The sequence below is a fragment of the Mammaliicoccus sp. F-M27 genome, from assembly GCF_022387115.1.
Lineage (GTDB): Bacteria > Bacillota > Bacilli > Staphylococcales > Staphylococcaceae > Mammaliicoccus > Mammaliicoccus vitulinus.
Genome location: NZ_JAJNIE010000004.1, coordinates 60,326 through 78,455, shown reverse-complemented (window position 1 = coordinate 78,455; position 18,130 = coordinate 60,326). Strand labels below are relative to the sequence as shown.

Below are 18,130 nucleotides of genomic sequence, written 5' to 3'. Positions count from 1 at the left end.
GGGTGATGCCTATGTTGTTGGTTTTTGCTCCTGGAAAGGAGTAACATGACTGATTATGAAATGCTGATGATTGTTATATCAATCATAGGTTTAGTATTAATTAGTAATAATAACCAAAAAAAATAACCATCCAACTTTAGCAGGTTAATGGTTATTTTTTAATAATATAATCAGCTACCGTCTTTCGAACGGGCTCATAAGGGCAACATGTTAGCGCATGTTGTCCTTATTTGATTTCTACACATACATAATATCATGAAATGTCATTTTTTGTCTAATGTTGTTAGTGATTTTTAATTTATAAATCATCCAAATCATTTGTACTTAATCGCTAGTGTGATTATGATAAATGAGTATAATAAATCTAACGTGGAAGGAAGTTATTACATGCCATTAATGAAGATAGATTTAATCAAAGGAAGAGACAAAGAAGAAATTAAAAAAATTTTAGATATTTCGTACAAAGTAATGTTAGATACTTTTAATGCACCTGAAGGAGATCGATATCAAATCGTTAATCAACACGAAGATTACGAAATGCAGATATTGGATACCGGGTTAGGTGTTGAGCGTACAAAAGAGGTAATAGTATTCACAATCATCACAAGACCTAGAACGCAGGAGCAAAAACTTGCATTCTACAGAACTATTGTAGAAGAACTACATGATCAATTAGGTGTACGTACAGAAGATGTTATGTTTAGTTTAGTAGAAAATACAGATGAAAATTGGAGTTTCTTTAATGGAGAAGCACAGTTTTTAAATGGATCATTGTAAAAGGTTAAAGCAATGATATTCTTATTTGAATATCGTTGCTTTTTATTTTTGTTTGTATTAAACATCCTTTGTGAAATAAGATTTAAAAATATAAAACAAGAAAGTTACAGAATACATAAGAATAAAGGTTTTGACACGTTTATAAATTAATAAAATCAATTTTTGTAAATAGACAAAAAATAGGTTGATTCACCATTATCTAGTTATATAAAATGGTAATATAAATATCTATAAACGAACAATTAAAAGTTAAATAGAAAGCGTGAGTAGATGGTTCATTCAAAGAAATTAGTAATATGCATAAGTTTGATAATGTTAACAATATTTATTGGAGGATGTGGAATGATGGATAAAGTAACAGGTAAAAAGCCAAATAAAGAAGAACAAATCAAGCAAAAATTCAGCAAAACATTAGACATGTACCCAATAAAAAACTTAGAGGATCTATATGACAAAGAAGGATACCGAGATGAAGAGTTTGATAAGGATGATAAAGGGATGTGGATACTTAGTTCCAAAATGGTTATCCAAAAACGAGGGGAAAATATGTTTTCAAGAGCAATGGTCTTAAATATAGATAGAAATAAAAGGACAGCGACAGGGTCCTTTGAAACTAGGGAAACTTTTGAAGATAAAGACGGTATGGTTGACAGTATTGATAAAGATTATCCAATAAAAATGGAGAACAATAAAATTATTCCTACTAAACAAATAAACGATGAGAAATTAAAGAAAGAAATAGAAGAGTTTAAGTTTTTTGCACAGTATGCTGATTTCAAAGACTTAAAAAAATATAAGGATGGCAATATATCTTATAATCCAAGTGCGCCAAACTATTCAGCAGAATATCAATTGAAAAATGATGAATACAATGTGAAACAGCTTAGAAAACGATATGATATTCCTACTAAAAAAGCACCAAAATTATTATTAAAAGGTACAGGAGAATTAGAGGGTTCATCAGTCGGATACGATGACTTAGAATACACTTTTGTCGAGAATAAAAAAGAAAACATATTCTTTACAGATTTTATGAATTATGTTCCAGCTAAGGAGTAGAGATGTCGATGAAAAATGAATATCAAATAAAGTTGAAAGAGACAGCTTATGATTCCGAGGAAACAAGTGCAATATCTTTGGTATTATCAAGTCAGGGCTCACATGATAAATAGACCTCATGAATTTATCAAGTGAAGGTCCACATGATAAATAGCAAAAATCTTTATAATATTCTCCGCGATTTTGCAAAGTGCTGACGCCCGGGGGAATAGTATGAGTGAGAGACTACAGGCTCGAACCATACCCCTAGGCAAGCATGCACTTTCAAAATCGTAAGATTTTAAAACATACAGTGCTTCTATGTTGCTTGTTTAGTGAGTCTTGTAACATACAGCATACACTTGCAAAATCGTAGATTTCAAAATTAATAACAACTCATGTCTAGCTGAATATATCAGTGGTATAAGTTGTTATTTATTTTGAGTTGAGATTTATCTCCAAAGTTCTTTTATTATTGTTATATGAATAAACTTTTGAATAAATTGTGAAAACTCAACAAACTTTAACATTTGGTATATAAAAAAGAGCCTTATTATATTTGTTCCTATGTTATAATGCTAGTGGAAAACAAATATTAATATTTAGGGGGAACTGAATATGATACATTTCCATATTTTTAGCTGGCTAGTAACTATTATTTTATTCTTTGTAGTATATATGAAAGTTACAAACAAACCAGTACATATGGTATTAAGATTATTCATGGTGCTTACATTAATTTCTGGTCTTGTTATATTTATACAAGCTATGGGCATTAATGGCATGCTATACGGTATCAAATTTATTCTTGGACTTGCTGTAATTGGATTAATTGAAATGACAATTGCTAAGAAGAAAAAGAATAAAAAGAGCCAAGGATTTTTCATTGCAACTATTGTTGTGATGGTATTAACAATTTTATTAGGTAGTTATTTACCAATGGGTGTATTACATTTTGGTTAATGATTAACTGTAACAAATCCATTCATAACTTTTACAAACAAAGTTATGAATGGATTTTTCTATAGAAATATTTTTTATGACAATTTCATGTTGTTCTATCAGTAAAGTAAACGTTTTAGTATAATAGAGATAATTGGTAATAAAGAGGGTTGAGTAAATGAATAAATGGACAAAATTAATCATAACAGTAATACTGATTGCGCCACTTTTTAATGGCTATGCATTTGCGCAAGATAAAGAATACAAAGATGTTAAATATCCTAGAATATATAGTTTAGTCGTCGATCGTTTTATGAACGGTAATAATGATAATAATAAAATGATAAAAAACAACGAGAAATCTAAAGATTTACCACTTGGTGGAGATTTTCAAGGTATTGAATCTAAATTAGACTATATACATGACATGGGATTTAATACGATACACATTTCTCCAGTGTTTTCACATGAACAAAATGACTTTTTAGGCTATAAAGTCAATAACTATGATGAGATTGATAACGTTTTAGGTGGGGAAAAGGCATTTAAATCCCTTATTAGTGAAATACATAAAAAAGACATGAAAATTATTGTCGATATGCCGACTACTTATACAGGTGAATTTAAGCAATCTGTTAATGGTGATTTAAACAAAGTACAACAGTCTTATTTTAAAAATGATAAATTTATAGATTTAAAAGATAACGAGAACCAGGGGATTTATAAAGCTAAAGTAAAATCTTTTGTAGATCAGTACGATGTAGATGGAATATCAATGAATATTGTACAGGATGATATCGATGCTCAAGCATTTTTACCTGAGGGATTAGATACTTATGGCATTATAAATAAAGACGGTATTGATGCGAAAAACTTTAAACATTTATCTACTAATAAAACAAGAACTGCTATCCAAAATGCTTTTAAAACTGTCGATACGGAAATACCAGACTATAAGCAAGATGGAGAAGTACTCATTGCTGACACTTGGTTTACAGAAAGATTTACTAAACATGCAGCTAATGAAAATATGTTTCCTGGCACACGTATCAAGCAGATGATGACTTATATGTGGGGTTATAAAGGGCCAATAATGATGAATTATGGTACGGAAATAGCAGTTAATGGATCAAAAATAGAAACGATTAACCAATTACAGAATTTTAGAACGGATAAAGAAGTCATCAATTATTTAGAAAAAATTTCAGAAACGTTCAAACAATATCAAGAGTTGCTTGAAGGAGACGTTAAAGTCTTACCTCATGATAAAGGCACAAATGTATTTTATTATGATACGAATACAGTTGATTATATTTTGAATATTAATGATTCAAGCAATTCTAAAAAAGTGACTTTAACAGATAAAGAGATAGAAAAAAATAAAATGCTTTCCGGTTTAATTTTAGGAGATAGCATTAAAAATAAAAACAATCAATATAACTTAATCACTGATAGAGAAGAAAGCGAGTTGTATGCAGTGATTGACGAAAGAGGATTAAATAATGGTTACTTTGTAGCAGCTATATTAGTTGTATTGTTATTCGGTTTATTTATCTTCCTCGTTTCAAGAAGAAGTAAAAGACAAAGAAAATAAAAATTAGGAACAGGCGTACAATTTAATCGTTGTACGTCTGTTTATTTATATAGATTAAATATTTCTGTATGACTCATAAACCCTTTCATAGCGTAATAGTACATATTTTGATACTATGTCATTATTTATTGCCTACTTTATAAATAGTATTATATGCAATAATATACTCTATATAAAATTAATTGGAAAGGGATATAATATGAAAAATAGAGTGACTGAAATTTTTAATATCGAAAAACCAATTATTCAAGGACCTTTGAATTCATTGACTAATCCTAAATTTATTGCAGCCGTTAGCGAAGCTGGTGGATTAGGGATATTAGGACCAAATGCAGGAGAAGCAAGGGTTACGTGTTCAGCAGCTGAAACGACAGAACGTATGAGAAAAGAAATTATTAAAATAAAACAACTAACAAATAAACCTTTTGCTTCAACAATTATGGTCAGTGAAGATATTACTTTCGTCGGAAATATCGTTGATATGCTTATTGAAGAAAACGTACCTATAGTATTAATTAATGGCTTGTTAGATCAAGAATTATTTAATAAATTAAAAGAAAATAATATGAGAATTATTTTTAGACCTATAACGCCTACAATAGAAAATGCGAAAGCTGCAGAAGAAATGGGGGCTGATGTATTTGTAGCAACTGGTTTCGATGAGGGAGGAACAGTACCAGAACGTGTGATTGGTACTTTTTCCATAGTGCCTATGATTGTAGATGCAATTAGTATTCCAGTTATTGCTGCTGGAGGCGTTGGCGATGTAAGAGGAGTGAGAGCTGCGTTTTGTTTAGGTGCTGAAGGTGTCTATGTAGGTAGTGTGCTTATTCCCACTATAGAAAATCCAGCTGCTGAAAATGTAAAACAATATATCGTTGATTCGAACGCTGAAGATTTAATTTTATTTAGAACTTTGCCAGCATATTATCGATCTTTGCCGGGTAAATTAGCTAAAGAATTAGAAGATATGGATAAAAATGGTGCGACAAATGAAGAACTCGCTAAACATATGGGTGCTGGAAGAAATATGAGACTTGGTATGGTAGAAGGAGATACAGAAAATGGTTATGTATCAGTAGGAACAGGTATAAGTCCTATTAAATCAATCTGTACTGTCAAAGAAGTAATAGATGATTTAATGCAAGATTTTTAAGATTTAATAAAAAAAGCATATCACTCTGTTTACTGAGAAAAATCAGTAGAGTGATATGCTTTTTATTTTGATTGTGCTTTATAACCTATCATATTGACGATATCTTTTGGACTAGAAAAAGGTGGGGCATAAGCAATTTCTATGTCTCTTAATTCATCTATCGTGAGTTCACCGATGATAGCTGTTGATAAGATATCAATACGTTTATCCGCACCATCTTTACCGACTGCACATGCACGTAAAATTTTACGAGAAGTCTTTTCGAAATAAACGCGCAACGTAATGGGTTCAGCATTTGGATAATAACCAGCATGTTGCTTTTGAGTTTGCTCGACAACACCAACATCATAATTTTCCAATTCACTTTCTGAGATGCCGACACTTCCTAGTGCATAATCAAATACACGAACGATATTTGTTCCTAACAGACCGCGGAATGCAGATTTTTCATTGGATGACTTCGCCACGAGATTTTCAGCAATTAACGAAGCAGCTCTATGTGCACCCCAAGCTAAAGTGATACTTGTAGGTGTTTTAGTATGTCTATAAAACGTTTCAATCACATCACCAATTGCATAAACGCCTTCTAAATTTGTTTCGAAATATTCATTAACTGGCACGTAACCTTGTTCATTTAATTGAAGTGATGATGATTTCAGCCAATCACTATTTGGCTCAATCCCAACACCTGTAATAACGATATCATAGTCTTCAACATGGCCAGATTTAAATGTAACTGTTCGATCAGAAATACTTTCAATTTCCTCATTTAATCGATATTGAATCTCTCTTTTATCTAATTCTTCAAAGATGACGTTATTTAAATCTTTATCCATACTTTTGTTAATATGATCACTTCTATGAATTAAAGTTGTCTCTATGCCTCTATAAAATAAATTCTCTAAAATTTCTAAACTGACATATCCAGCACCAACTATCAATGCAGATTGAACCTTTTCGTTTACGATAAAGTTTTCAATTTCATCTGTATCAACTAAGTTTCTTAAAGTGAATACTCTATCTGATTGAATAGGTAAGTGTCTTGCTCGACAACCGGGACTTAAAATAAGTGTGTCATATTGGTCTTCAAAAGTTTCACCAGTTTGATGATTTTTAATCGTAATTGTTTTATGTGCATCATTTAAAGCGATTGCTTCATGATAAGTTTTTACAGTGATATTTTTTTTATTATAAAATTGTTCGGGTGTTGCAGATAACATTAAATCTCTATCTTCTACAACTTCACCTAAATAGTAAGGTAAACCGCAATTCGCAAAACTCATATCTCTATCTTTTTCATATACAACAATTTCACTTTCTGAATCAAGACGTCTAATTTGTGATGCAACTGTGGCCCCACCAGCAACTGCACCAACTACGATAATTTTATTCAATTACGATCACTCCTTATAATAAAATATTGCGATCGTGCCACTTCCTGTATGAGAACTAATAACAGGACCAATGTTTGAAATGATCACATCTTTAGGTGATAAAGTGTCTTGCATCAATGATTTTAGTCTTTCTGCATCTTCGTAATCATCAGCATGTGTTATATAGATTGTTTCATTTGAAAAGTCGCTATTTTCATGTTTCATTTTTTCTATAATGGCATGCCATAGCTTTTTAGAGCCACGATATTTTTCGATAGGTACAAGTTTACCTTCTTCTACGTGTAATAAAGGTTTTATGTTTAATAAATTACCTAGAAAAGCTTGTCCTTTAGATAATCTGCCGCCACTTGCTAAATAGTTTAAGTCTTTTACCGTAAATAAATGTCTAATTTTCTCGAGTTTGACTTTAATATATTGATCTAATTCTTCAAATGTATAATCTTGCTGGATTTTATCTTGAACATCGAGTATAAGTTTCCCACAGCCCATTGAAGCACTTAAAGTATCATAGATGGCTAAGTCAAGATTAGGGTACTCTTCTTTAACTTGCTCTTTAACTAAGCATGCAGTTTGGTATGTGCCGCTTAAAGCGCTGCTAAAAGCTAAATAAATAGCTTGTTCATTGTTTTCGGCGATTTCTGTGAATACTTTAGTCATTTGTTCCATAGTTGCTTGGTTTGTCTTAGGGTGTTTATTTTGCTTGATGGCAGCTAATACTTCTTCGTTCGATATTTCATATTGGTCTACTTTATTTTGGTTATCAATGACGATCCCATAAGGTAAAAAGTAGAATCCATATTCTTCAATTTGTGATAATGTTAAATCTGAACCACTATCTACTATCATTTTCATTTGAATAACCCCTTACATATTTAGTCCAAAATGTTTGTTTAAGTATTTTCCGATACCATCATTGTTATTAGTGTCTGTAACTTCTGTTGAAATTTCTTTAAGTTCTGGAATAGCATTACCCATAGCAATTCCGTAATTAGCAAATTGTATCATTTCAAAATCATTATCTTCGTCGCCAAATGCAATGATATTATCAAAGTCTATATTTAAATATTCAGCTACATATTTCACAGCTTTGCCTTTGTTAATACCCTTTTTAACAATCTCAATAACAGGAAATGGTGCGCCCCAACGACGATGTTCTATAAATTCAGCGTAATGCTTATTTAAGTGCTTCTTAATATTAGGAATTTCATTTTCCTCTGCTTGTATTAATAAGCTCGTCGGTGATTCTGGAAGTAACTGGTTTAATTCACCATACTTAATTTCTGGGTTACCCATACTAAAACCTTCAAATAATGTTTGATCATAAGTATTAATATAAACTTGATCTCTTACTTCTGCTATAACGTTTTTAACGTTAAGTTGGCTTATATCTTGGAAAATTTTAGAAGCTATTCGTGCGTCAAATTGTTCGTGCTTTGGTTCAAATCTATTGTCAGTAGGGTGGTGTATATAGGCACCATTAAAATTAATAATAGGTGTGTTCATATCCATTGCATTATAATAATCTACGCTTGCTCGATATGGTCGACCTGTTGAAATAATAATTTCATGACCTGACTTCTTTAAATATTGTAATACGCTTTTAGTAAAAGGTGAGATGTGCTTTTCATCATTTAATAATGTGCCATCTAAATCTAAACAGATTAAATGTTTTTCCATATCGATAACTCCTTACTCATTTTCTTTTTGATACATACTATAATATCATATCATTTTCTTTAACCAATGCTTTAAATTTGATATATTATATATAGTAACTTTAAGAATGAGGTGAAAATATGGAAGAAGAAATGAAAGATAGTATTATTGGTGCACTTGAAAACGTAATTGACCCAGAACTTGGAATTGACATAGTTAACTTAGGTCTTATATACAACGTTGACTTAGACGATGCTGGATTATGTACAGTAGAAATGACACTAACTTCTATGGGTTGTCCTATGGGGCCACAAATTATAGATCAGGTTAAAACAGCTTTAGCTGAATTACCTGAAGTTAAAGAAACAGAAGTTAACATCGTTTGGAATCCACCATGGGGTAAAGACAAAATGTCACGTTACGCTAAAATTGCATTAGGTGTAAGCTAATAAAACAAATAAGCATATCACGCTACTGATTTTATTCAGTAAGTAGCGTGATATGCTTTTTTTATAATGGGACGATTTTGTTTGTGCAAGCTTGCCTAGGGTATGGTTCGAGTAGGACAGTTTTAATTATTCTATTCTACAAATTGATAAAGGACAGTTTTCACAGTTTATAGATTTTTTTAAGTAATCTAAATCATGTATCGTAATTCTTTTATGCTGTACAGAGACGATGTTTTCCTTTTTTAAATAGCTCAACATTCGATTAACACTTTCTCTTGTTACGTTACAGAAGTTAGCTAATTCATGATTGGTTAAATCTACATTAATCAAAATACGATCATCAACTTGAACGCCGTATGTGTTTGCTAGTTTGATGAGTATGGAATAGAAAGCACCTGTTTTTCCTAAAGTATATACATCTCTGATTAGATATTCGTTCTTTTCGTTTTCGTTTTGAACCCACAGTAACCATTCGTATTTTAGCACTTCATCATTTAATATCGCTTCTTCAAATTGGTTTTTTGACATGCTGTATACGATTGCTGCTTCTTTCACCCGGGCTGAGAGGCTATGTGTTTTTCTGCCACAAAACAAAGTAGTCGAACCGAAGATACTATGTCTTCCTAATAATTTCGTATTAAATTCTTTTCCGTCTTCCATCACACGATGTGTAATAACTTTTCCTTCAGAAATGACATAAATATGATTACATAAGTCTCCAGAATGGTATATATAATGGTGAGTGTCAAAATGTAGTCGTTGGCCGTTGTTTATAATGTATTCAATAACTGAAGTAGCTTCTGTATATGTAGTTTGCAAAAGATCACTTCCCCGTTTATTTTCAATTGTATTTTACCATAATATGGGATTAAAAAGCTTTGAAAATTTGATGTTTTATATTTGTCAAAGAAGGTCAAACAGTATATAATTAAATTAAGGTCAAAGATAGTCAAACTATTAGACCGATGAAAAATTAAAAGAGGTGATACATTTGGATATTAATCAAATGACATATTCAGTTCAAAGTGTTATCGAGAAAGCACAACAATTATCACAATCACATCAACTACAAAATATTGAAATAGAAGCTGTATTATTATCAGCGTTAAATGAAGATGAAAGTATTTTTAAAAGAACATTAGACAGAGCTAAAATTGATACAGAATCATTAAAAGAGAAATATGAACAAAAGTTAAATCAATATTCTGTAGTAAAAGGTGATAACGTCCAATATGGACAATACGTGTCGCCGAAACTCAATGAATTGTTTAACAAAGCTAATCAAATTAAAGAAGAAATGCAAGATGACTTCATGTCTATGGAACATATTTTAAAAGCAGCAATGGAAGTTGACCAAACGACTAAAGACATCGTTGGAAATAAGAAAGAAGTCATAAATGAAATTATTAATAAAATAAGAGGGGGTAATCGTGTGACATCACAAAATCCTGAAGTGCAATATGAAGCACTATCTAAATATGGTAGAGATTTAGTTGAAGAAGTACGAAAAGGTAAAATGGATCCAGTTATTGGTAGAGACGAAGAAATTCGAAATACGATCCGCATATTAAGTAGAAAAACCAAAAACAACCCGGTATTAATTGGGGAACCTGGTGTAGGTAAAACAGCAATTGTAGAAGGATTAGCGCAACGTATCGTTAGAAGAGACGTTCCTGAATCACTTTTAGATAAGACGATATTTGAATTAGATTTATCAGCTTTAGTGGCGGGTGCTAAATTTAGAGGTGAATTTGAAGAAAGATTGAAAGCTGTTTTAAAAGAAGTAAAAGATTCAGAAGGTAAAATTTTACTTTTCATTGATGAAATTCATATGCTTGTTGGCGCAGGAAAAACAGAAGGTGCTATGGATGCAGGTAATATGCTCAAACCAATGTTAGCTAGAGGTGAATTACACTGTATCGGTGCAACAACTTTAAATGAATACCGTCAATACATTGAAAAAGACTCTGCATTAGAAAGACGTTTCCAAAAAGTGAACGTGAAAGAACCAGACTTAGAAGATACTATTTCAATTTTAAGAGGTTTGAAAGAAAGATATGAAGTTCACCACGGTGTGCGTATACAAGATAGAGCGTTAGTAGCAGCGACAGAATTATCAGATAGATATATCACTGATCGATTCTTACCAGATAAAGCAATAGACTTAGTTGACCAAGCATGTGCGACGATTCGTACAGAAATGGGTTCTAACCCTACAGAATTAGATGCAGTAAATAGACGTGTTATGCAACTTGAAATTGAAGAAAATGCACTTAAGTCTGAATCTGATCAAAGTAGCCAAATACGTTTAGAAGAATTACAAAAAGAATTAGCAGACGAAAAAGAAAAACAACAACAATTACAAAGTAAAGTTGAACAAGAAAAAGAACAAATCAAATCACTTCAAGATAAAAGAGCAGAGTTAGATGAAAGTAAACAAGCTTTAGAAAATGCGGAAAATCAATATGATTTAGCGAAAGCAGCAGAACTTAAACACGGTAAAATACCTCAAATAGAAGCGGAATTAAAAGCGCTAGAAAATGAATTTGCTGAAGAAACAGGTTCTGATCATGATCGTTTGATTAGAGAAATTGTAACAGATGAAGAAATTGGTTATATCGTAAGTCAATGGACAGGTATTCCAGTTTCAAGACTAGTTGAGACTGAAAGAGATAAATTGCTTAAACTATCAGATATTTTACACGAGAGAGTAGTAGGACAAGATGAAGCAGTTGATTTAGTATCTGATGCAGTAGTTAGAGCAAGAGCAGGTATTAAAGATCCAAATAGACCAATTGGTAGCTTCTTATTCTTAGGTCCAACAGGTGTCGGTAAAACAGAATTAGCTAAGACATTAGCAGCAACTTTATTCGATTCTGAAAAACATATGATTAGAATAGATATGAGTGAATATATGGAAAAACATTCAGTCGCACGACTCATTGGTGCGCCTCCAGGTTATGTAGGTTATGAAGAAGGTGGCCAACTAACTGAAGCAGTTAGAAGACAGCCATACTCTGTCATACTACTTGATGAAATTGAAAAAGCACATAATGATGTATTCAACGTATTGTTACAATTGTTAGATGAAGGTAGATTAACAGATGCGAAAGGGCGCAGTGTTGATTTCAAAAATACGATTATCATTATGACGAGTAATATCGGTTCGCAATATTTATTAGAAGGTGTAACAGACGATGGTGAAATTGAAGATTCAGCTAAAAAACAAGTGAACGAAAGTTTACATGCTTACTTCAAGCCAGAGATTTTAAATAGAATGGATGACATTGTATTATTTAAACCATTATCAGTTAAAGATATGAGTTTTATCGTTGACCATATTGTTACGAACTTAAATATTAGATTGGTAGATCAACACATCAAAATTAATGTGGACCAAGATGTTAAAGAATGGATTGCGCAAGAAGCATACGAACCACAATTTGGCGCAAGACCATTAAAACGATTTGTACAAAGACAAATCGAAACACCATTAGCAAGATTGATGATCGGTCAAGAATTAAAAGAAGGTACAAATGTAGATGTACAACTAGTAGATGGTGAAGTGAAATTTGAAGTAAATGAATAAAGAAAAAATCCCGTCAAATGAAATTGACGGGATTTTTTTTATGAATGTTGTGCTTTTTGTTTGTCCGATGAAGGTTTACCAACTAAAATATCTAGTAGAATAATAACAACTGTAAAGATAACAGCATAAACTGTTGGACTAACAAAGTTTAGCGCTTCTGTAGAGCCACCTAAACTATGTAAAACAAAGTTAATCATTTGTGACAATAAGAATGCCCATATGAATGTTAAGATGTAATGCATATCTCATCCTCCGTAACTTTTAATATCATATCTTTCATTATAATTAACTTTTTATAAATTGTATACCTATAATTATGAAAACGATTTAAATATTTTCTATTAATAAGACTGTGCTTGTGTATTAAGGCATAAGTGTGTTAAATTAGTACCTGATAATAACAACAGATTATAAGAAGGTGTCAATATAATGGATATTGGTATAAAAGGTTTTGGTGCTTATGCGCCGAAACGTGTGGTAAAAAATGAACATTTTGAAAAATATTTAGAAACATCCGATGAATGGATTACTAAAATGACAGGTATTAAAGAAAGACGCTTTGCTGCGGATGATGAAGACACAAGTGATTTAGCTTATGAAGCGGCAGTTAGAGCGATAGAAGATGCAGGTATAGATAAAGATGAAATAGAAATGGTTATCGTAGCAACTTCAACAGGTGATAAACCATTTCCAACTGTTGCAACAACTTTACAGAAGAGATTAGGCTTAAATAAAGTGCCTTCAATGGACCAACTTGCGGCTTGTACTGGGTTTATTTATGGTATTGTGACTGCACAACAATTTGTTAATTCAGGTCTTTATAAAAACGTACTAGTAGTTGGTGCTGATAAACTCACTAAAATTACAGATATGCATGATCGTAGTACAGCAATTTTATTCGGTGATGGAGCGGGTGCTGCTATCATTGGTGAAGTATCTGAAGGTAGAGGTATTTTAGGTGTTGAGCTTGGTTCAGATGGTAACGGAGCGCCATATTTATATCAAGATATGGATGAACATACGATTCAAATGAATGGTAGAGAAGTGTTTAAATTCGCAGTAAGAATTATGGGAGAAGCTTCTACTAAAGTAGTAGAAAAAGCTGGTCTTACGGCAAATGACATTGATATGTTCGTACCACACCAAGCCAATATTAGAATTATGGAATCTGCTAGAGAAAGATTAGGTATTGAAAAAGAAAAAATGAGTGTAACAGTAGATAGATTCGGGAATACATCTGCTGCATCAATACCCTTAAGTATTGCATATGAATTAGAACAAGGTAAAATAAAAGACAACGATACAATAGTCCTAGTTGGATTTGGTGGTGGCCTGACATGGGGTGCCATAACGTTACGCTGGGGTAAATAGGAGGATATTGAATAATGACAGAGAAAAAGCGTGTTGTAATGACTGGTTTAGGGACGTTAAACCCGTTAGGAAATGATGTGCCTACAACTTGGAATAATGCAATTAATGGTGTAAACGGCATAGATGAAATAACAAGAATTGATGTTTCTGAATTTCCAGCTAAATTAGCAGGTGAATTGAAAGATTTTAACATTGAAAATCATATTGCGAAAAAAGATTCTCGTAAAATGGACAGATTTACTCAATACGCAATTGTTGCTGCTCGTGAAGCTTTAAAGGACTCTAAATTCGAAATTACTGACGAGAACAGTGATCGAATAGGTGTTTGGATTGGGTCAGGTATCGGCGGAATGGAAACATTCGAAGTTTCACACAACATGTTATTGAAACGTGGACCTAAAAGAGTAAGTCCATTCTTCGTACCAATGATGATTCCTGATATGGCTACAGGACAAGTATCTATTGATTTAGGTGCAAGAGGGCCTAACGGTTGTACAGTTACGGCTTGTGCAACAGGTACAAACTCTATTGGAGAAGCTTTTAAAATTATTCAACGTGGAGATGCTGATTTAATGTTAGCAGGTGGTACAGAGGCACCTATAACAGAAATGGCAATGGCAGGATTTAGTGCTAATAAAGCATTATCTACAAACCCTGATAGAAATTCAGCATGTCGTCCATTCCAAGAAGGCAGAGATGGGTTTATTATGGGTGAAGGAGCTGGAGTGGTTGTCCTAGAATCACTTGAATCAGCTGAAGCACGTGGCGCTCATATTTATGCTGAAGTAGTAGGATATGGATCAACAGGAGATGCTTATCATATTACTGCACCTTCACCAAATGGAGAAGGCGGAGCACGCGCTATGCAAGCAGCAATTAAAGATGCAGGCATTAAACCTGAAGACATTCAATATTTAAATGCTCATGGTACAAGTACGCCAATCGGTGATTTATATGAAGTTTTAGCAATTAAATCCACTTTTGGAGAAGCTACTAAAAACTTAAAAGTAAGTTCTACTAAATCAATGATGGGACATTTACTTGGTGCGACTGGTGCAGTTGAATCAATCTTAACTGCATTATCTATTGAGAATAGTATTGTAGCACCTACTATCAATGCGGATACACCTGATCCAGAAATTGATTTAGACTATACACCGAACAAAGCGGCTAAATTAGATATAGAGTACGCAATGAGTAATAGTCTTGGTTTTGGCGGACATAATGCAGTATTAGTATTTAAAAAGTATACAAAATAATATTCAATATAAAAGATCTCTTCATTAGGCTATTGCCTAGTGAAGAGATCTTTTTTTATTTTAAAATTTTACTATTTTGGTAAATACTGGATAAAATGCACGAAGACTTGAAAGATATTGTCCGAACATTTTTTTACGATGTTTAAACGACAAATCCAATAATGATTGAAATGATAAAAAATAAAGTGCTTAATGTGACAAATGGAACTATCCAATTATATTGTTTCGTTTCTTTTAAATGTAAATTATTCATATTAGGATTCATGAGTTGATCATCTTTCAAATAATCTTGTGAAGCTTTTGATTTCATGTGGAAATTAAATTTTCTCAAAGCTTGACGTGATACTTTTCCAACACCATCTTGTTTCATTGCCAATAGCCAACTTGCTGCAAAAAATAAAGTCATAATATAAAAGTATATATTAACTGCTTGATCTACATCCTTTAAAAAGATAAGACATAATAATAAAAATATACCTATATACGAAATAGAAAAAATACCCCAAAATTTCATAATTACCTACCTCTTACGTTTAGAATTAATTGTATTATAACAGATTGAAAAAAAGATTTTATGTTTTGCGGAACTTAATAAAAAAATAAGTGTAATTTTACTTATGTATAATTATTGCATACGATTACATAATAAATGACTGAAAATTAGAAAAAATAGGTAATAATTATCCATGAATGGTATAATTATACTGCATATGTGTATATTATCATCGCGTTGTCGCTTTATTGTAATAAAATAATCACCTATTTTAGAGAGTTTCATATTCAAAATTCAGAATATTCGTGTTGATTTACATTGTATAAATTCTGTATAATGTATATAAATATTTCAGAATATTAAAAGAAATATGAATTCGATAAGGGGATAGGAGGCAAAACAATGGTTAGGTATACTTTGAAGCGTATTTTTTATATGTTCATATCATTGTTTTTAATTATGACGATAACATTTTTCTTAATGAAATTGTTACCGGGTTCACCGTACAACGATGAGAAATTATCAGAAGAACAAAAGGTTATTATAAACGAAAAGTATGGTTTGAATGATCCTGTACCAGTACAATATGCAAATTACTTAGGGAGTGTTGCAAAAGGAGACTTTGGTATTTCATTCCAATACGATAACAGAGAGGTTTGGAGTTTGATTAAACCGAGACTTGGACCATCTGTTGAAATGGGTACATATGCGATGATTTTAGGAACTATAACGGGACTATTACTTGGTATAGTTGCTGCTATCAGACAGAATACAATTATAGATTATGGGGCCACCTTCCTATCGGTAATATTTATTTCTGTTCCTTCGTTCGTTCTAGCGGTATTACTACAATACGTATTTGCAGTGGAGTGGCAAATATTCCCTGTAGCAGGTTGGAGTGGATTTATGACAGCAGTATTACCCTCAATTGCTCTTGCGGCAGGTGTGACAGCAACAATTGCGCGTTACATTCGTTCTGAGATGATTGAGGTCTTGGGTTCTGATTACATAGAATTAGCGAGAGCTAAAGGGATGTCTAGCGCTCGAGTTATATTTGGACACGCAGTTCGTAATGGGTTAATTCCTATTGTTACAATTATCGTTCCAATGTTAGCAGGTATTTTAACAGGTACTTTAACAATTGAAAATATATTCGGCGTACCAGGTCTTGGTGACCAATTCGTACGTTCGATTCAAACAAATGACTATCCAGTCATTATGGCTTTAACTTTATTATTTAGTTTCTTATTTATAATATCTATCTTCATTGTTGACGTATTATATGGACTTATAGATCCGAGAATTCGTGTGCAAGGAGGTAAGAAATAATGAGTAAAGATCAAGAAAATAAATTAAACAATAGCGGTTATGATAATGCCTCAGTCACGCATTCTACACAAGGTATGCCTGCTGATAGCTTTGTATTACACGGTAGAGACAAAATAGTAGAAGAAAAGTTCGAAAGAAAAAGTCGTACATTTTGGCAAGATGCATGGAAACAATTAATTGGTAATAAATTAGCAGTCATTGGTCTTATAGGGTTGTTAATCATGACATTAGTGTCACTTACTGGTCCACTAATGAATGATCATAAATTTAGTGATCAAAATGTTTCGCACGCTAACTTACCACCAAAAATTCCAGTGTTAGATAAAGTTCCATTTTTACCATTTGATGGTACTGACCGAGATGGCTTTGATTTATATGAAAGTCAAAACGTGAATGAAAATTACTGGTTTGGTACTGACGAACTTGGACGTGATTTATGGACACGTACATGGAGAGGTACACAAGTATCACTATTTATTGGCTTAGTTGCAGCAGCACTAGATATCTTTATCGGTGTTATATATGGTGCAGTTTCAGGTTACTTTGGTGGAAGAATTGATGATATTTTACAGCGTATCGTTGAAATTTTATCTTCTATTCCAAACTTGATTGTCGTTATTTTATTCGTATTATTATTCGATCCATCTATGTGGACCATTATATTAGCGATGTCGGTAACAGGTTGGCTCGGGATGAGTCGTATCGTACGTGGTCAGTTCTTAAAACTTAAAGAACAAGAATTCGTAATGGCTTCTAGAACGTTAGGGGTTTCAAACTTTAAATTAATCTTTAAACATATCTTGCCAAACACACTAGGACCTATTATTGTAACTTCAATGTTTACAGTTCCAAGTGCAATATTCTTCGAAGCTTTCTTAAGTTTCATTGGGTTAGGTATTCCAGCACCACAAGCATCATTAGGTTCATTAGTTGATACAGGAAGAAAAATGTTATTAATCTTCCCACATGAATTATTTGTACCAGCTATCGTGCTTAGTTTGTTAATCTTATTCTTCTACTTATTCAGTGATGGATTAAGAGATGCTTTCGACCCTAAAATGCGTAAATAATAAGGAGGAAATT

17 protein-coding genes are annotated in these 18,130 nt (G+C 32.3%); 11 read left to right on the top strand and 6 right to left on the bottom strand.

Translation table 11 applies throughout. The annotated features are described in order from the left end of the window. Positions 1–387 precede the first annotated feature (387 nt). The 5 genes from LQ598_RS06030 (at position 388) to LQ598_RS06010 (ending at position 5,507) form a co-directional block, all read left to right on the top strand. Entirely contained in the window at positions 388–777 is a 390-nt protein-coding gene (locus LQ598_RS06030; RefSeq protein WP_107537547.1) for a tautomerase family protein, read from the top strand. A gap of 270 nt (positions 778–1,047) precedes the next feature. Then, a complete protein-coding gene (locus LQ598_RS06025; RefSeq protein WP_107537404.1) occupies positions 1,048–1,836 on the top strand; it encodes a tandem-type lipoprotein in 789 nt (262 codons plus the stop codon). A gap of 597 nt (positions 1,837–2,433) precedes the next feature. Then, positions 2,434–2,778, top strand: coding sequence for a DUF1516 family protein (locus LQ598_RS06020; RefSeq protein ID WP_016912362.1), 345 nt, complete (start codon positions 2,434–2,436; stop codon positions 2,776–2,778). A gap of 157 nt (positions 2,779–2,935) precedes the next feature. After that, the gene (locus tag LQ598_RS06015) at positions 2,936–4,351 is read left to right on the top strand and encodes an alpha-amylase family protein (protein ID WP_107537405.1); all 1,416 of its coding nucleotides are present in this window, start codon (positions 2,936–2,938) and stop codon (positions 4,349–4,351) included. A gap of 115 nt (positions 4,352–4,466) precedes the next feature. Then, positions 4,467–5,507 carry an NAD(P)H-dependent flavin oxidoreductase gene (locus LQ598_RS06010; protein WP_226908919.1) on the top strand — a complete coding sequence of 347 codons (1,041 nt, stop codon included), beginning with the start codon at positions 4,467–4,469 and terminating at the stop codon, positions 5,505–5,507. A gap of 62 nt (positions 5,508–5,569) precedes the next feature. Here the strand turns inward: LQ598_RS06010 and LQ598_RS06005 are convergent, their stop codons facing one another. From LQ598_RS06005 to LQ598_RS05995, 3 genes are read right to left on the bottom strand one after another with little or no spacing between them, the layout of a single operon-like run. After that, complete coding sequence (locus tag LQ598_RS06005; protein ID WP_107537062.1) at positions 5,570–6,901, bottom strand: CoA-disulfide reductase; 1,332 nt, start codon at positions 6,899–6,901, stop codon at positions 5,570–5,572. A 6-nt stretch (positions 6,902–6,907) separates the two neighbouring features. Next, complete coding sequence (locus LQ598_RS06000; RefSeq protein WP_016912366.1) at positions 6,908–7,753, bottom strand: DegV family protein; 846 nt, start codon at positions 7,751–7,753, stop codon at positions 6,908–6,910. Between the two features lie 12 nt (positions 7,754–7,765). Next, complete coding sequence (locus LQ598_RS05995) at positions 7,766–8,578, bottom strand: Cof-type HAD-IIB family hydrolase (RefSeq protein WP_016912367.1); 813 nt, start codon at positions 8,576–8,578, stop codon at positions 7,766–7,768. A 119-nt stretch (positions 8,579–8,697) separates the two neighbouring features. Here LQ598_RS05995 and LQ598_RS05990 point away from each other — a divergent pair, with 119 nt between their 5' ends. Continuing rightward, positions 8,698–9,006 (top strand): metal-sulfur cluster assembly factor, encoded by a 309-nt coding sequence (locus LQ598_RS05990; protein ID WP_016912368.1) that lies wholly within the window; start codon positions 8,698–8,700, stop codon positions 9,004–9,006. Positions 9,007–9,132: 126 nt separating this feature from the next. Here LQ598_RS05990 and LQ598_RS05985 read toward each other — a convergent pair whose 3' ends face one another. Further along, a complete protein-coding gene (locus LQ598_RS05985; protein ID WP_107537061.1) occupies positions 9,133–9,825 on the bottom strand; it encodes a Crp/Fnr family transcriptional regulator in 693 nt (230 codons plus the stop codon). 172 nt (positions 9,826–9,997) lie between these two features. On the opposite strand from LQ598_RS05985, the gene clpB reads away from it, so the two are divergent. Continuing rightward, on the top strand, positions 9,998–12,595 hold the full coding sequence (gene clpB, locus LQ598_RS05980; RefSeq protein WP_107556621.1) for an ATP-dependent chaperone ClpB: 2,598 nt from the start codon (positions 9,998–10,000) through the stop codon (positions 12,593–12,595). Positions 12,596–12,633: 38 nt separating this feature from the next. Here clpB and LQ598_RS05975 read toward each other — a convergent pair whose 3' ends face one another. After that, positions 12,634–12,837 carry a YjzD family protein gene (locus LQ598_RS05975; RefSeq protein WP_107537059.1) on the bottom strand — a complete coding sequence of 68 codons (204 nt, stop codon included), beginning with the start codon at positions 12,835–12,837 and terminating at the stop codon, positions 12,634–12,636. Between the two features lie 187 nt (positions 12,838–13,024). Between LQ598_RS05975 and LQ598_RS05970 the strand changes: the two genes are divergently transcribed. Together LQ598_RS05970 and fabF are read left to right on the top strand one after the other, a co-directional pair. After that, positions 13,025–13,966, top strand: a complete 942-nt coding sequence (locus LQ598_RS05970) for a beta-ketoacyl-ACP synthase III (protein ID WP_016912372.1) — start codon at positions 13,025–13,027, stop codon at positions 13,964–13,966. Positions 13,967–13,980: 14 nt separating this feature from the next. Further along, positions 13,981–15,225, top strand: a complete 1,245-nt coding sequence (gene fabF / locus LQ598_RS05965) for a beta-ketoacyl-ACP synthase II (protein WP_016912373.1) — start codon at positions 13,981–13,983, stop codon at positions 15,223–15,225. Between the two features lie 142 nt (positions 15,226–15,367). Here the strand turns inward: fabF and LQ598_RS05960 are convergent, their stop codons facing one another. Further along, the gene (locus LQ598_RS05960) at positions 15,368–15,739 is read right to left on the bottom strand and encodes a DUF3899 domain-containing protein (protein WP_107537058.1); all 372 of its coding nucleotides are present in this window, start codon (positions 15,737–15,739) and stop codon (positions 15,368–15,370) included. Positions 15,740–16,120: 381 nt separating this feature from the next. Here LQ598_RS05960 and opp3b point away from each other — a divergent pair, with 381 nt between their 5' ends. Both opp3b and opp3C read left to right on the top strand, forming a co-directional pair. Beyond that, positions 16,121–17,047 (top strand): oligopeptide ABC transporter permease, encoded by a 927-nt coding sequence (gene opp3b, locus LQ598_RS05955; RefSeq protein ID WP_016912689.1) that lies wholly within the window; start codon positions 16,121–16,123, stop codon positions 17,045–17,047. Continuing rightward, positions 17,047–18,117: an oligopeptide ABC transporter permease gene (gene opp3C, locus LQ598_RS05950; RefSeq protein ID WP_016912690.1), complete on the top strand. Its 1,071-nt coding sequence runs from the start codon at positions 17,047–17,049 to the stop codon at positions 18,115–18,117. Before opp3b ends, opp3C begins: the two co-directional genes overlap by 1 nt. The last annotated feature ends 13 nt before the right edge of the window (positions 18,118–18,130 follow it).

Bases quoted from the DNA above. Each gene is read 5' to 3' on its own strand.
- LQ598_RS05960 (WP_107537058.1), bottom strand. From the start codon at position 15,739: ATGAAATTTTGGGGTATTTTTTCTATTTCGTATATAGGTATATTTTTA.
- LQ598_RS05990 (WP_016912368.1), top strand. From the start codon at position 8,698: ATGGAAGAAGAAATGAAAGATAGTATTATTGGTGCACTTGAAAACGTA.
- LQ598_RS06025 (WP_107537404.1), top strand. From the start codon at position 1,048: ATGGTTCATTCAAAGAAATTAGTAATATGCATAAGTTTGATAATGTTA.
- LQ598_RS06030 (WP_107537547.1), top strand. From the start codon at position 388: ATGCCATTAATGAAGATAGATTTAATCAAAGGAAGAGACAAAGAAGAA.
- LQ598_RS05995 (WP_016912367.1), bottom strand. From the start codon at position 8,578: ATGGAAAAACATTTAATCTGTTTAGATTTAGATGGCACATTATTAAAT.
- LQ598_RS05970 (WP_016912372.1), top strand. From the start codon at position 13,025: ATGGATATTGGTATAAAAGGTTTTGGTGCTTATGCGCCGAAACGTGTG.
- LQ598_RS06020 (WP_016912362.1), top strand. From the start codon at position 2,434: ATGATACATTTCCATATTTTTAGCTGGCTAGTAACTATTATTTTATTC.
- opp3b (WP_016912689.1), top strand. From the start codon at position 16,121: ATGGTTAGGTATACTTTGAAGCGTATTTTTTATATGTTCATATCATTG.
- opp3C (WP_016912690.1), top strand. From the start codon at position 17,047: ATGAGTAAAGATCAAGAAAATAAATTAAACAATAGCGGTTATGATAAT.
- LQ598_RS06010 (WP_226908919.1), top strand. From the start codon at position 4,467: ATGTCATTATTTATTGCCTACTTTATAAATAGTATTATATGCAATAAT.
- LQ598_RS06015 (WP_107537405.1), top strand. From the start codon at position 2,936: ATGAATAAATGGACAAAATTAATCATAACAGTAATACTGATTGCGCCA.
- LQ598_RS06000 (WP_016912366.1), bottom strand. From the start codon at position 7,753: ATGAAAATGATAGTAGATAGTGGTTCAGATTTAACATTATCACAAATT.
- LQ598_RS05975 (WP_107537059.1), bottom strand. From the start codon at position 12,837: ATGCATTACATCTTAACATTCATATGGGCATTCTTATTGTCACAAATG.
- fabF (WP_016912373.1), top strand. From the start codon at position 13,981: ATGACAGAGAAAAAGCGTGTTGTAATGACTGGTTTAGGGACGTTAAAC.